Origin of the sequence: Streptomyces cavernae, assembly GCF_004023625.1 — a bacterium.
Lineage (GTDB): Bacteria > Actinomycetota > Actinomycetes > Streptomycetales > Streptomycetaceae > Streptomyces > Streptomyces cavernae.
The window spans coordinates 1-13,665 of the sequence record NZ_RPDJ01000017.1 but is presented as its reverse complement, the minus strand read 5'-3'; the positions used below and the strand labels follow the sequence as shown (position 1 = coordinate 13,665).

Here is a 13,665-nt window from a genome sequence, read left to right as displayed (position 1 = left end):
GGCCGCGGCTATCACTCCGCGGCCTCCCGGCTCCCCAGCCGGCGGAAGACCTCCAGGGCCTCGGCACGGGCCGCCTCAGCCGCCGTCAGGTCGCCGCGGCCCTCGGCGACGGCACCCAGGTCGCGTAGGGTGCGCGCCCGCCACAGTGGCAGTTCGAGCTTCTCCCAGAGGGCGAGGGCCTGCCGCAGGGACTCCTCGGCCGCGTCCCAGTCCTGTCCGGCCAGTCGGCACTCGCCCAGTGTCCGCATCACCAGGGCTTCCCCGAACAGGTCCTGACGTTCCCGGGTGACCTCCAGGCAGTGCTCGAGCCGCTCGCGCGCCTGGGTGAGCCGGCCCTGCCGGAGCTCTGCCTTGGCCAGCGACTGGCCCGCGTACATGGCGCCGAAGGCGTCGTCGTCCTCCTCGAAGAGACGCAGCGACTCCCTGAACAGCTCTTCCGCCTCGGCGAGCCGGCCCCGCGCCCGGTGGCACAGGCCCAGCGAACGCAGGGACAGTGCCTCGCCGTGCCGGTCCGCCGCCTCCCGGTAGAGCTCCAGTGCGCGCGTCAGTTCCCCCCACGCCTCGTCGTGCCGGCCCTGCTCGCGGTGGACGTAGCCGATGCCGTACCGGACGTGGGCGCAGGCGACCTGGGTACCGAGCCGCTCGTACCGGTCGAGCGCGGGCCGCAGCAGCTCCAGCGCCTCGCCGTACCGCGCCTGTTCGCGGCGCGCCGATCCCATCCCGGTCAGCGCGACGGCCTGCCCGCGCAAGAACGCGGCAGCGCCGGTCGCGTCGGCACCCTCACCTCGACCGAGCCGCTCGAACAGCCGCAGCGCGTCCCTGAAGTACGCGTACGACTCGTCGAACCGGTCCTGTTCGTACCGGAGTTGACCGAGCCCGCTCAGCAGCCAGGCCTCACCCTCCCGGTCCCCGCCCCGGCGTACGGCCTCCAGGGCCACGGTGTGCGAGCGGGACCAGGCGTCGAAGTGGTTGTAGAGCGCCGCGGAACTCGCTATCAGTACGCCCGCCAGGTCACGTGCGGCCCGGGTCTGACCGTGGGCCGAGCAGTGGACGACGGCGGCGATCAGGCACCCTTCCTCGGACGCGAACCAGTCGGCCGGCCGGGCGAGCAGTTCCTCAGCGACGGCCGGGTCCAGCGCCAACTCGCTGTGCGGTTCGGGCAACAGCCGCGACGCCCCGCCCGGCGCCCGGGCCGCGGCACCGCGGGCCAGCGACATCCAGCAGGCCACCAGCCGCCCCACGGCGGCCTCGCGCTCCTCGGGGCCCTCCTCGGACAGACAGCGTTCCCGGGCGTGTTCGCGGGCGAGGTCGTGGATGCGGTACCGGGTCTGCCCGACCCCGTCCACCCCGACCAACTCGATGAGGTGGCAGTCCACCAGCCGCTCGACGGCCTCCTCCGCCTCATCGAGGCCCACGTCCAGCAGCGGGGCCGCGATCCACGCGGGGAAGTCCGGCAGGTCCATCAGGGCGAGCCGGCGCAGCGCCCGCCGCTCCTGCGGGCCGAGGTCGGCGTACCCCAGCTCCAGGCTGGTGCGCAACTCCAGATCACCTACCTGCAGTTCGTCGAGCCGGCGGCGCCCGTCCCGCAACCGTGCCGTGAGCCGGGCGGGCGTCCAGTGCGGGCGTGCGGCGAGCCGCGCGCCGGCGATCCGCACGGCGAGCGGCAGCCGCCCGCACAGCGCAACGATCTCGGCGACCTTGTCGCCTTCGGCGCCGGTGCGTCCGGGCCCGGCGACCCGGCCGAACAGGGCCAGCGCCTCCTCCTCCGCGAGCGCGGGCAGATCCAGGTGGGCGGCCCCCTCGAGTGCGACCAGCCGTCTGCGGCTGGTGATCAGTACACCGGAGCTGGGACTCGGTGGCAGCAGCGGCCGCAGATGCGCCTCACCGACGGCGTTGTCGAGGATCAGCAGGACCCGGCGGCCGGCGATGTGCGTGCGGTAGAGGGCGACCAGGTCCTCCGTGTCACCGGGCAGCGCGTCGGCGCCCACGCCGAGCGTGCGCAGCAGCCGGGCGAGGGCGTCGGCGGTGTGCAGGGGAGTGGAGTCGGAGGCCCGCAGGTCGAGGAAGAGCCGGCCGTCGGGGAAGAGGTCGGCGATGCGGTGGCCCACGTGCACGGCCAGCGAAGTCTTCCCCGTGCCCGAACGCCCCGAGATCACACCGATCGGCGGTGCGGTCCTCGTCGGGTCGTTGATGCCGCCGAGCACCTCGGCCGCCCAGGCGATCTGCTCCTCCCTGCCGACGAAGTCGGCCACGTCGGGCGGGAGTTGGGACGGGACGCGGGGTGCGGACGGCACGGGTGCGTACGCCGTCCGGTCGGGCACAAGGGCCGGTTCGTGCGTTCCGGGTTCGTGCGTTCCGGGTTCGCGCATTCCGGGGAGCGTGTCCCGGAGCGGGCCGACCGTGCGGGGAGAGGCGCCGGTCGCGGCGCCGGTCGCGGCGCTGGTCGCGCCACCGGCAGTGGCACCGGACTTCGCCGGGGAGGCCGACCGGCCCTGGCGGGCGTCGGCGCCGGACGGGACGGAAGCCGGGCCGGTACTCGCGGACGGACCGGGGACCGGCGCGGGGGCGTGACCAACAGGTGCACCAGGGACCGGCGCGGCAACGTGACCTGCGGGTGCCCCGATGGGGGAGACAGGGGAGGCGCCGGCCGGCGCACCAGGAGCGGGCCCAGTGTCGAAAGCGGCGGCCGGCGCGGAGGCGGTGAGCGCCACGGTCTGCGGGCGGCCGAGCATCTCCGTGTTCCCGGTCAGCAGCGCCTGGTGCAGGGTGCGCAACTCGTTTCCCGGGTCGATCCCCAGCTCCGTACGGAGGATCCGGCGCCCCTCCTGGAACACGCGCAGGGCGTCCGGTACCCGCCCGGTACGGAAGAGCGCGGTCATCAACTGCCCCCGCGGACGCTCCCGCAGGGGATGGGCGGAGACATGGGCGAGCAGCCCGGGGATCACATCGTCCGCCCGGCCGAGCGCCAGTTCCAGCGTGTACGTCTCCTCCTGGGCGACCAGCCGGAGTTCGGCGAGCCGGGCCGCCTCGATCCGGGCGAACGACTGCCCGAGTCCTTCGAGTGCGTCCCGTCCGCGCCAGAGCCCCAGGGCGTCCCGCAGGATGCCCGCCGCCTCGGCGATGTGTCCCTGAGCCGCCGTACGACGCCCCAGCGCGAGCGCGTCCTCGAACCGCCGGGCGTCGATCCGGTCGGCCGAGAAGGCGGCGAGGTAGCCGGGCGAGCGGGTCTGGATCGCGCCCGCGCCGTCCGCCCGGGCGAGGGCCCGGCGGAGGCCGGCCACGTGCGAGGCCACGAGGGCGCTGGCCGTCGCGGGCGCGTGTTCCTCCCAGACCAGGTCCACCAGCCGGTCCGTGGACAGAACTTCACCGAGTCGGGTGACGAGGGCGACCAGGATGGCGGTCGGTTTGGGTCCGCCCAGTGGCAGGCGCCGGTCCTCGTACCACACCTCGGCCGGCCCGAGAATGCGCACTTCCAGCATCGTTCCCCCGTCCGCCGGGCGCGTGTCGCAGCCACGATACCGGCGGTAGCGATCACGGCACGCCAAAAACCGGACGGTGTGCGTCACGGCGGCGGTGTTGCCGCGGCCGGCGTCGGCCGTCCGGTGGCCGGGACCCGCGCCGCAGGTCAGGCAGCCGGGGCGGCGGGGGGCGGAGCGGGCTTCGGGGTCGTCTCGTCTCCTTCGTGCGGCGTTCGCGGCAGCATTCGCGCGGGCAACTGCCCGGTGGGCGGGGCACCAGCGGATACGGCGGGGCACCAGCGGATACAAAAGGGGACGGGAAACGAGCGCCTCCCGTATGAGGGAAGGCGAGAAGACTTTCCCCGCCCGAACACCCTCCTCCGACTACCGGCCCTCCGGGTCCTGTCGGCCCTACGGAACCTTCCCTCGACTACCGGCCCTCCGGGTCCTGCCGGCCCTACGGAACCTTCCCTCGACTACCGGCCCTCCGGGTCCTGCCGGCCCTCCGCACGGCGGGCCGGTTGAGCGCCGCCACCTACCGGCCCTCCGCCACCCCGTGCAGGGGTGCCCCGGTGATCGACTCCGAGGGGGTGCCGTCCACGCTGACTGGGATGTCCCCGGCGGTCATCACCCGGTGCATGATCCGTGGGGAGCCCAGGTGGGCGGTGTCGCTGGGGGCGAGGTGGATCGTCGCGCGGTTGTCCCACATGGCGACGCTGCCGGGCTCCCAGCGGAAGCGGACGGTGTACTCGGGCCGTGTCACCTGCTCCACGAACATCTCCAGCAGCAGCCTGTTCTCGGCCCGGGAGACACCGGTGATGTTCTCCACGTAGTACGGGTTGACGTACAGCACGCGTTCGCCCGTCTCCGGGTGGACGCGGACCAGCGGGTGCACCGAGGCCACCTGGTGGTCCTGGAGGTGGCGGAGGTAGGCGTCGGGGCCGGAGCGGGGGAGGTAGCCGACGCCCAGCCGGTGCTCCGCGCGCAGTCCGTCCGCGAAGCTCCGCACGGTCTCGGACAGCCCCGCGTAGGCCGTGGCCAGATTGGCCCAGGTGGTGTCACCGCCGTACGGCGGCACGCGTTCGGCGCGCAGGATGGTGAGGGCGGGCGGGTCGATCCGCGCGGTGTGGTCCGCGTGCCAGCCGCGCAGTGTGGAGTGGCGCCGGCGCTCCAGCCATTCCGCGTGCGTCATCCCGTGCCTTCCGGCGAGCTCCAGCCGGTCGGCCGTCGTCTCGACCTCCGGGTGGTCCGCGGGCGAGGCCGTACCGCGGGAGCGCAGCATGATCGGCTCACCGAAGCGGCGGGCGAACGCGACATGGCCGTCGTGGTCGAGCTTCTGGTCCCGGAAGAACACCACCTTCCAGCGGAGCATGGCCGCGCGGATCCCCGCGACGACCTCGTCGGGGAGGGGGCCCGACAGGTCGACGCCGTGGATGTCCGCACCTATGTACCCGGCGACGGGCCGTACGTCGAGCCCGCCGGCGGGCCCTTGCCACACGGCCCCGGAGAGCTCGTCCGACGTGACCGGCCCGGTCGAGGACGTCGTCATTCCCATTCACTCCTCGTGTGTTCGTCCGCCGTTCGCTGTCGGTCCCGAGCCCCGACCTTCCCCCACCACGGCGGACGCAATCACCCCGAGCCGCGTCGGCCAGGTGGTCCGACCCGGCCGGACGGCAGCGCGTCACGGTGACCGGGGTGCGTAAACGATCAAAATCGGCGGGAACACCGCTCACGTGGTTGCCGGGCGGAGCGTCACGATCAGAGGGGTACACAGAAAGGACGAGGACAACGATGTCAACCCCCCACATCTCCTCCACCTCCCCCCAACTCGACCCGCAGGAACTCGACTTCGACCCGGACGTGCTGCGGGACCGCTACCGGGCCGAACGCGACCGCCGTATCCGTCCCGACGGCAACGCCCAGTACGGGCGCGTGACCGGCGAGTTCGGCTACTACGCGGAAGACCCCCACGCGGACCCGGACTTCAGCCGGGAGCCCTTGCACGACCGGGTGGAGGTGGTGGTCGTCGGCGGCGGGTTCGGTGGTCTGCTCGCCGGCGCCCGGTTGCGGCAGGCGGGCGTGGAGTCGATCCGGGTGATCGACAAGGGCGGTGACTTCGGCGGCACCTGGTACTGGAACCGCTACCCGGGCATCCACTGCGACATCGAGTCGTACATCTACATGCCGCTGCTGGAGGAGGTCGGCTACGTCCCGAAGTGGCGGTACGCGCCGGGGGAGGAGATCCGGCAGCACGCACAGGCCATCGCGCGGCACTTCGGTCTCTACGACGACGCCAGTTTCCAGACACAGGCGACCGAACTGCGCTGGGACGAGGCCGAGTCGGAGTGGATCGTCTCCACCGACCGCGGTGACCGTATGCGGGCGCGTTACGTGGTGGCGTCCACGGGCACGCTCAGCGAGGCCAAACTCCCCGGGATCCCCGGCATCGAGACCTTCCGGGGCCATACCTTCCACACCAGCCGCTGGGACTACGCCTACACCGGCGGTGACGCCAACGGCGGTCTCACCAAGCTCGCCGACAAGCGGGTGGCCCTCATCGGCACCGGCGCCACCGCCATCCAGGTGGTGCCGCACCTCGGGAACGACGCCGGGCACCTGTACGTCTTCCAGCGCACGCCCTCCTCCGTCGACGTACGAGACAACCGCCCCACCGACGCGCAATGGGCCATGTCGCTGAAGCCCGGCTGGCAGCGGCAGCGCATGGAGAACTTCCTCAAGGTCGTCACCGGCATCCGCACGGACGAGGACCTGGTGAACGACGCCTGGACGTCCAGCGCCCGGCTCCAGGAGAAGCTCATCCCGACCAACGCCTACGCGGACGTCCCGGCCGAGGAACGCGAACGGGCCTATGAGATCGCCGACTTCCAGAAGATGAACGAGATCCGCGCCCGCGTGGAACGCATCGTCGAGGACCCGGAGACGGCCGAGAAGCTCAAGCCCTGGTACCGCTACATGTGCAAGCGGCCGACGTTCAGCGACAACTACCTCCAGACGTTCAACCGGCCCAACGTCACCCTCGTCGACACGGCCGACACCCACGGCGTGGAGCGGATCACCGAGAACGCCGTCGTGGTCGGCGGCGTGGAGTACGAAGTCGACTGCATCATCTTCGCGACCGGGTTCGAGGTGGGCGTCTCGGGGATCCTCTCCGGACGGCTCCCGGTGTACGGCCGGGGAGGCACCCATCTCTTCGAGGCCTGGGCGAAGGGCCCGAAGACGCTCCACGGCTTCTACAGCCACGGCTTTCCCAACCTCTTCCAGCTCGGCCCCCTGCAGAACGCCAGCTCCGTGAACTACGTCCACGTCCTCGACGAACAGGCCCTGCACGTCGCCGAGGTGGTCGCTCAGGCCCACAAGCGGCGGGCCCGGTACGTCGAGCCGACCCCCGAGGCCCAGGACACCTGGGTTGCCACCCTCCGGGCGAAGGCACCCGACCTCCACAAGTTCCAGGCGGAGTGCACCCCTGGTTACTACAACAACGAGGGCATGCCCCGGGAGCGCAGCGAGGCGTACGCGGACGGCCCGGTCGCCTTCCACGAACTGCTCGGGCGCTGGCGCGCGAACGGCGGCATGGACGAGGTCCTCGTAGCGGGGGAGGAGGCGTGAGCACCGCGCACACCACCCCGTACCCCAGCCGGTTCGACGAGTCCGGCAACGGACCTATGCGGAGCGCCCGTTGGGGGGCGAAGCGGCTCAACCCGCCCAATCGGCTGTGGGGTTCCAACGGTGTCGCCTTCGGACCGGACGGACGGCTGTACGTCGCCCAGTTCCTCGCCGGCCAGATCAGCGCCGTCGACCCGGCCACCGGGGACGTGGAGGTGGTCGTGCCGATGGACGGCCCGGTCCAGTCGCCGGACGACCTGTCCTTCGGCGCGGACGGCTCGATGTACATCGCCGACCTGGTCCCCGGCCGGGTCTGGCGGCGCAGCCCGGCGGGCGAGTACACGCTGGTCTCCGACGAGGTGAAGTTGCCCAACGGCATCACCTGTGTCGGTGACCGCCTCTTCGTCAACGAGATGCGGCCGGGCGGCCGTCTGCTGGAGCTGTTCCCGGACGGCGGCGACCCGCTGGTGCTCACCGAGGGACTCGCCCTCGGCAACGCCATGCAACTGGGCCCGGACGGCCACCTGTACTACCCGCACATGCTGACCGGACAGGTCTGGCGGATCCCGCCGGACGGAGGCGTTCCCGAGGTGGTCGCCGAGGACGTCCACGAGCCGGTCGCGGTCCGCTTCGACCAGGGCGGCGTCCTGCACGTCCTCTCCCGCGGCGTGGAAGGCATCGTCACCCGTATCGACCTGCACGGCACCGGCACCCGCACCCTCGTCACCAGTGGCCTGATGGGCCTGGACAACGCGGCGTTCGACACGGAGAACCGCATGTTCGTCTCCAGCTACGCCACCGGCGGTGTCACCGAGCTGCACCCGGACGGCCGCACCCGCGAGCTCGTCCCCCGGGGCCTCGACGGCCCCTACGGCGTGACCGTCGACCTCGGCGGCACCGTGTACGCGGCCGACCACTACCGGCTGACGAGCACGGCACCTTCCGGCGCGGACAACCCCACCTCCCTGACGCTGACTCCGCCGTTCGTCCACGGCGTCACCCACGCGGGCGGGCTCGTGCACCTGACATCGCAGTACGGCGACGTCCATACCTACGACCCGGAGTCGGGGACGACGCGGCCACGAGCGGCGGGACTCGACCAGCCATTCGGGATCGCCGTCGGACCGGACGGCTCGCTGGTGGTGGCGGAGGCGGGCGCGGGCCGGATCGTGTCCGTCGATGACACCGGCACCGTCACCGTGCTCGCCGAAGGGCTCGACCACCCGGTGGATGTGGCCTTCGACACCGCAGGGCGCTGCTACGTCAGCGACGACCGGCTCGGGGCTGTGCTCCGGCTCGCGGACGACGGGAACACGGAGATCGTCGCGGACGGGCTCGGCGCACCCCAGGGGCTGGTGGTTGAGGGCGAGGAGCTGTACACGGTGGATACCGGTCGGCGCCGGCTCCTGGCGGTCTCCCTCAGCACGGGGGAGATCCGGACCGAGGCGGAGGACCTGCCGGTCGGGCCGCCGGTTCCGCGCACCGACCCCGCGCTGTTCACCCACGGCATGGTCGGGGCGCCCCGCCTGTTCGCCGGCCTCGCCGTCGCCGCGGACGGCAGCCTCCTCCTCTCGGCCAACGGTGAGGGAACGGTGTGGCGCCTGGAGGCGGGGCGGCCGTCGTTGAACGACGTACCGCACCACTTTGCATGACCATGCGCGATACTGCATACTCTTTCCATGTCCAAGGTCCTCACCTCCCTGCCCACCGGCGAGCGCGTCGGCATAGCCTTCTCGGGCGGCCTCGACACCTCCGTCGCGGTCGCGTGGATGCGCGACAAGGGCGCCGTCCCGTGCACCTACACCGCCGACATCGGCCAGTACGACGAGCCCGACATCGCCTCGGTGCCCGGCCGTGCGAAGACCTACGGGGCCGAGATCGCGCGCCTGGTCGACTGCCGTGCGGCGCTCGTCGAGGAGGGCCTGGCCGCGCTCACCTGCGGGGCGTTCCACATCCGCTCGGGCGGGCGGGCCTACTTCAACACCACGCCGCTCGGCCGTGCCGTCACGGGCACCCTGCTGGTCCGGGCGATGCTCGAGGACGACGTACAGATCTGGGGCGACGGCTCGACCTTCAAGGGCAACGACATCGAGCGGTTCTATCGCTACGGCCTGCTCGCCAACCCGCACCTCAGGATCTACAAGCCCTGGCTCGACGCGGACTTCGTGACCGAGCTCGGCGGCCGCAAGGAGATGTCGGAGTGGCTGCTCGCGCACGGCCTGCCCTACCGCGACAGCGCCGAGAAGGCATACTCCACCGACGCCAATATCTGGGGCGCCACCCATGAGGCGAAGACCCTGGAGCACCTGGACACCGGGGTGGAGACCGTGGAGCCGATCATGGGCGTGCGGTTCTGGGACCCCGAGGTCGAGATCGTTGCCGAGGACGTGACGATCGGCTTCGACCAGGGCCGCCCGGTGACGATCAACGGCAAGGAGTTCGCCTCCCCGGTCGACCTGGTGATGGAGGCGAACGCCATCGGCGGCCGCCACGGTCTCGGCATGTCGGACCAGATCGAGAACCGGATCATCGAGGCCAAGAGCCGCGGCATCTACGAGGCGCCCGGCATGGCCCTGCTGCACGCGGCCTACGAACGCCTCGTCAACGCCATCCACAACGAGGACACCCTCGCCCAGTACCACAACGAGGGACGGCGCCTGGGCCGGCTGATGTACGAGGGCCGCTGGCTCGACCCGCAGGCATTGATGATCCGGGAGTCGTTGCAGCGCTGGGTCGGCTCGGCGGTCACCGGCGCCGTCACCCTGCGGCTGCGGCGCGGTGAGGACTACTCGATCCTCGACACCACGGGACCCGCGTTCAGCTACCACCCGGACAAGCTGTCCATGGAGCGCACCGAGGACTCGGCGTTCGGCCCGGTGGACAGGATCGGCCAGCTCACCATGCGCAACCTCGACATCGCGGACTCGCGCGCCAAGCTCGAGCAGTACGTCGGACTCGGTCTGATCGGCACCGGCAGCCCCGCCATCGGTGCCGCCCAGGCCGCCGCGACCGGGCTGATCGGCACCATGCCGGAGATGCCCGAAGGCGGCGCCGAGGCCATCGCCTCCCGCGGTGAGATCTCCGCCGACGACGAACTGCTGGACCGCGCCGCGATGGAGTTCGGCACGGACTGACCGGTACCGCGGACCGCGGGGCTCGGACCCCCGGGCCGCACACGCCGGAACCAGCCACCGGAAAGGGCCGCCCCGACGCCAATGGCGTCCGGGCGGCCCTTTCCGCTACGCCGTATCGTCGCGAACGAACGCGCCAATCACCTCACGCGCCAGGGCCGCGCGGATCGGCTTTCCCCTGCTCATCAAGGCGGTCGGCGGCGGTGGCGGCCGGGGCATGAAACAGGTGCACGACCCGGCCGCCCCGGCCGCCACCATCGACCTGGCCGTGGCCGAGGCGGCCGCCGCCTTCGGCGACCCCCGCGTCTACCTGGAACGCTTCGTCGCGACCGGACGGCACGTCGAGGTCCAGCTCCTCGGGGACGGCGAGAACATCGTCCACCTCGGCACCCGGGACTGCTCCGTGCAGCGCCGCTATCAGAAGCTCATCGAGGAGGCGCCCGCGCCGGCCCTCGATCCCGCCCTGCGCGAGGAGATGCACCGCGCAACGGTCGCCCTCGGCAAGCATCTGGAGTACCGCGGCCTGGGCACGGTGGAGTTCCTCGTGGACGTGGACCGCGGCACCTTCTACTTCCTGGAGATGAACGCCCGCATCCAGGTCGAGCACCCCGTCACCGAGGCCATCACCGGCCTGGACCTGGTCGCCGAACAGTTCGCCGTCGCCGAAGGCCGATCGCTGACCTTCGGCCAGGCGGACGTCTCGTTCACCGGCCACGCCATCGAGTGCCGGCTCAACGCCGAGGACTGGGCACGGGACTTCCAGCCGAGCCCGGGCACCGTGACCGACGCCGTGTGGCCGCTCGACGAAGGCATCCGGATCGACACCCACCTCCAGGACGGCGCCGCGGTGCCGCCCTACTACGACTCGCTGCTCGCGAAGCTGATCGTGCACGGCCAGGACCGCGCCGAGGCGCTGGCCCGGCTGCGACGGCCGGCCCGGCCCGGCGGCACTACAACCCCGACGTCAAACCGGTGCTCGACCTGCTCCAAGGGCTACGGACGCGCCCCGCCACCACCGAACTGGCCCTGGAACGACCCGACTTCCGACTGGAGCTGCACCGTGACCGCCGACCCGACTGACGCCGTCGCCGCTTCCCTCACCGACCGTCTCCGAACCGTCCGCGGCATCGTCTTCGACCTGGACGGCACCGTCGTCCTGGGCGACCGGCGCAACCGCGGGCTCGCCCCGCTGCCCGGAGCCCTGGAAGCCACCGCCTGGCTCACCGCACAGGGCCTTCCCTGGCTCACCTTCACCAATGGCACCACCCGCACCCCCGAGGCATACGCGGACACCCTGCGCCGGATCGGCTTCGACGTGGCCGACACCGCCATGCTCACTCCCGCCACCAGCGCCGTCGACCACTTCCTGACGGTGGGCCACCGACGCGTCCTGGTGCTCGGCGGCGAAGGGCTCAAGGAACCGCTCCGCCAGGCAGGTATCGAAGTCGTCACGCCCATGGACGCCCCCAGGAAGAAGGACGCACCGGACGCGGTACTCGTCGGCTGGTACCGCGAGTTCACCATCGACGACCTCGAAGCCGCCTGCCACGCCGTCTTCGGCGGCGCCACGCTCTACAGCTCCTCGCAGTCGGTGTTCTTCGCCAGCACCGACGGCCGCACACTGGGAACGTCGCGGGCCATCTGCGCCATGATCAGCGCTGTCACGGGCGTGGCCGAACACGTGGTGGGCAAACCCTCGCTGTACGCCCTGCACTGCGCATCGCGCCGCCTGAGGGTCACACCCGAGGAGCTAGCCGTCGTCGGGGACGACCCGGAGCTGGAGATGGCGATGGCCCGCCGCGGCGACGCCCTCGCCATCGCGGTGGCCACCGGCATCCACGCGACGGACCGCTTCACCGCACTGCCGCCGGAGCAGAGCCCGCACATCACCATCGACGGCGTCGGCAGGCTCCCCGATCTGCTCACCCCACGCACCTGAGCCGCGGACCGCGCGCAGGCCGGTGGGTGTCTCAACCGCTGGGTGCCCCGTCCCCGGGTGCCTTGTCGGCGGGTGCCTCTTCGGTGGGCGACTCGTCGGTGGGTGCCGCGCCGATGGGTGCCCCGCCGATTGGTGCCTCCCGTCTCAGCAGCCTGGTGCGCACCTCGAGCGGGGTCGCCCCGTGCCACCGGCGAACCGCCCGTCTGAGTGCGCTCACATCGGCGAAGCCCGCCTGACGTGTGATGTCACGGAGCGTCACTTCCGGTCGCCTCAGCAGTAGTTCGACCCGTTCGCGGCGTACTCCGTCGACGATCGCGTCGTACGTGGTGCCGCACTCGGCCAGACGGCGGCGCAGGGTGCGTTCGCTGGACGCGTGCCTGCGGGCCTGCTCGAGGAACGAGGGGACGGCCGGGAGGCTCTGCGCGATGGAGATCTCCAGCACCTCGAGGAGGTCCTGCTGGCCGCGTCGTGACTCCAGCTGCGCGTCCAGCAACTCCAGCACCGTCGCGTAGGTGATGGGGTCCCGCCCCGGCATCGCGCTACGGACCCACCGGGCGGGGAAGACCATACGGTTGCCGGCGGCGCCGAAGCGCAGTGGGCAGCGGAACAGTTCGTCGAACGGGCCCGTGTCGCGCGGGGCGGGGAAGGCGAACTCGACCGCCTGCGGCGCGAAGGCGGCGCCGGAGTTCAGACGGGTGAGGGTGACGACACTGGAGTACGCCTCCTCGATCAGGAAGACGGCGACCGTCGGATCCAGTGCGGGGTCCGGCAGATCGGCGCGCAGCACATAGCCGGTGTCCTCCCAGCCGGCCGACCACACCGTCATCGCCCCGGAGAGGTTCTGATAGCGCACCCCCGTCTCGATGGCGTCCTGCTGGGTGTCGGCGGCCATCATGGCGAAACCGAGCAGTCCCCATGCGGTCAGGTGCTGCGCGGCGCCCACGCGCAGCCCCAGATGTTCGTCCCCGGTCAGTTCCAGCGCCTGGCGGATGACGTCACTGCCCTGCCGGTAGGAGACCCGCAGTGCCGCGGAGCCCATCACCGTCGGGTCCAGCCCGACCCGGGTCAGCAGCGGCTGCAGGTCGACGCCGTACTCGTCGGCGACCCGGGCTAGGTAGCGCAGGATGTTCGGCGCGATGGTGGCCGAGGTGCTGCGACTGGTCCCCGGGGACTCGGCCGGGGCGGGGGCATCGGGCATCGCGTTCCCTCTCACCAGGGCGTTCTCGCTTCACTGTAGGCAGTGGGGCCCCGCCTGTCGCGGGCGTGGCCGCCGGAGCCCCCATTCCGGCCTCCGCCGCACTGCCCGCGGCCTTCGCGCCTCTCTACGTTTGCGGAAATCCGCCCGCCCGTGCCGTCCGTGACCCATGGAGCACCCGAGCTCTAGGCCCTGTCGTCAAATTCCCGTCGTCCGCCCGGAGGGCGGGCCGCGCGGCGCTCAGGTGCGTGCTCTGGGGTCCCCCAGCCGGAGGCTGGGGGGAGTGCCGGGTGGAAGCCGTCGTACTGGATGTACTTG

Annotated in this window: 7 protein-coding genes; 4 read left to right on the top strand and 3 right to left on the bottom strand. The window is 71.8% G+C overall.

Annotation, left to right across the window (positions count from 1 at the left end; genetic code table 11):
- Positions 1-11: 11 nt before the first annotated feature.
- Both EF387_RS27460 and EF387_RS27455 read right to left on the bottom strand, forming a co-directional pair.
- Positions 12-3,479, bottom strand: a complete 3,468-nt coding sequence (locus tag EF387_RS27460) for an AfsR/SARP family transcriptional regulator (RefSeq protein WP_128379293.1) — start codon at positions 3,477-3,479, stop codon at positions 12-14.
- A gap of 514 nt (positions 3,480-3,993) precedes the next feature.
- On the bottom strand, positions 3,994-5,007 hold the full coding sequence (locus EF387_RS27455) for a TauD/TfdA dioxygenase family protein (protein WP_128379292.1): 1,014 nt from the start codon (positions 5,005-5,007) through the stop codon (positions 3,994-3,996).
- 242 nt (positions 5,008-5,249) lie between these two features.
- On the opposite strand from EF387_RS27455, the gene EF387_RS27450 reads away from it, so the two are divergent.
- Genes EF387_RS27450 through EF387_RS48630 form a run of 4 tightly spaced genes read left to right on the top strand, consistent with a single transcriptional unit; the run spans position 5,250 to position 12,152 of the window.
- Positions 5,250-7,085 (top strand): flavin-containing monooxygenase, encoded by a 1,836-nt coding sequence (locus tag EF387_RS27450; RefSeq protein ID WP_128379291.1) that lies wholly within the window; start codon positions 5,250-5,252, stop codon positions 7,083-7,085.
- A 56-nt stretch (positions 7,086-7,141) separates the two neighbouring features.
- Positions 7,142-8,734 (top strand): SMP-30/gluconolactonase/LRE family protein, encoded by a 1,593-nt coding sequence (locus EF387_RS27445; protein WP_128379477.1) that lies wholly within the window; start codon positions 7,142-7,144, stop codon positions 8,732-8,734.
- Between the two features lie 27 nt (positions 8,735-8,761).
- Positions 8,762-10,216, top strand: a complete 1,455-nt coding sequence (gene argG, locus EF387_RS27440; RefSeq protein ID WP_128379290.1) for an argininosuccinate synthase — start codon at positions 8,762-8,764, stop codon at positions 10,214-10,216.
- The gene (locus EF387_RS48630; protein WP_238431735.1) at positions 10,155-12,152 is read left to right on the top strand and encodes an ATP-binding protein; all 1,998 of its coding nucleotides are present in this window, start codon (positions 10,155-10,157) and stop codon (positions 12,150-12,152) included. The genes argG and EF387_RS48630 overlap by 62 nt, the downstream gene beginning before the upstream one ends.
- Before the next feature lie 31 nt (positions 12,153-12,183).
- Here EF387_RS48630 and EF387_RS27425 read toward each other — a convergent pair whose 3' ends face one another.
- Positions 12,184-13,350: an AraC family transcriptional regulator gene (locus EF387_RS27425; protein ID WP_128379289.1), complete on the bottom strand. Its 1,167-nt coding sequence runs from the start codon at positions 13,348-13,350 to the stop codon at positions 12,184-12,186.
- Positions 13,351-13,665: the final 315 nt, after the last annotated feature.

What these genes read in the sequence shown, in the direction of transcription:
- EF387_RS27460 (WP_128379293.1), bottom strand. Translation starts at nt 3,479, where the DNA reads ATGCTGGAAGTGCGCATTCTCGGGCCGGCCGAGGTGTGGTACGAGGAC.
- EF387_RS27455 (WP_128379292.1), bottom strand. Translation starts at nt 5,007, where the DNA reads ATGACGACGTCCTCGACCGGGCCGGTCACGTCGGACGAGCTCTCCGGG.
- EF387_RS27450 (WP_128379291.1), top strand. Translation starts at nt 5,250, where the DNA reads ATGTCAACCCCCCACATCTCCTCCACCTCCCCCCAACTCGACCCGCAG.
- EF387_RS27445 (WP_128379477.1), top strand. Translation starts at nt 7,142, where the DNA reads ATGCGGAGCGCCCGTTGGGGGGCGAAGCGGCTCAACCCGCCCAATCGG.
- argG (WP_128379290.1), top strand. Translation starts at nt 8,762, where the DNA reads ATGTCCAAGGTCCTCACCTCCCTGCCCACCGGCGAGCGCGTCGGCATA.
- EF387_RS27425 (WP_128379289.1), bottom strand. Translation starts at nt 13,350, where the DNA reads ATGCCCGATGCCCCCGCCCCGGCCGAGTCCCCGGGGACCAGTCGCAGC.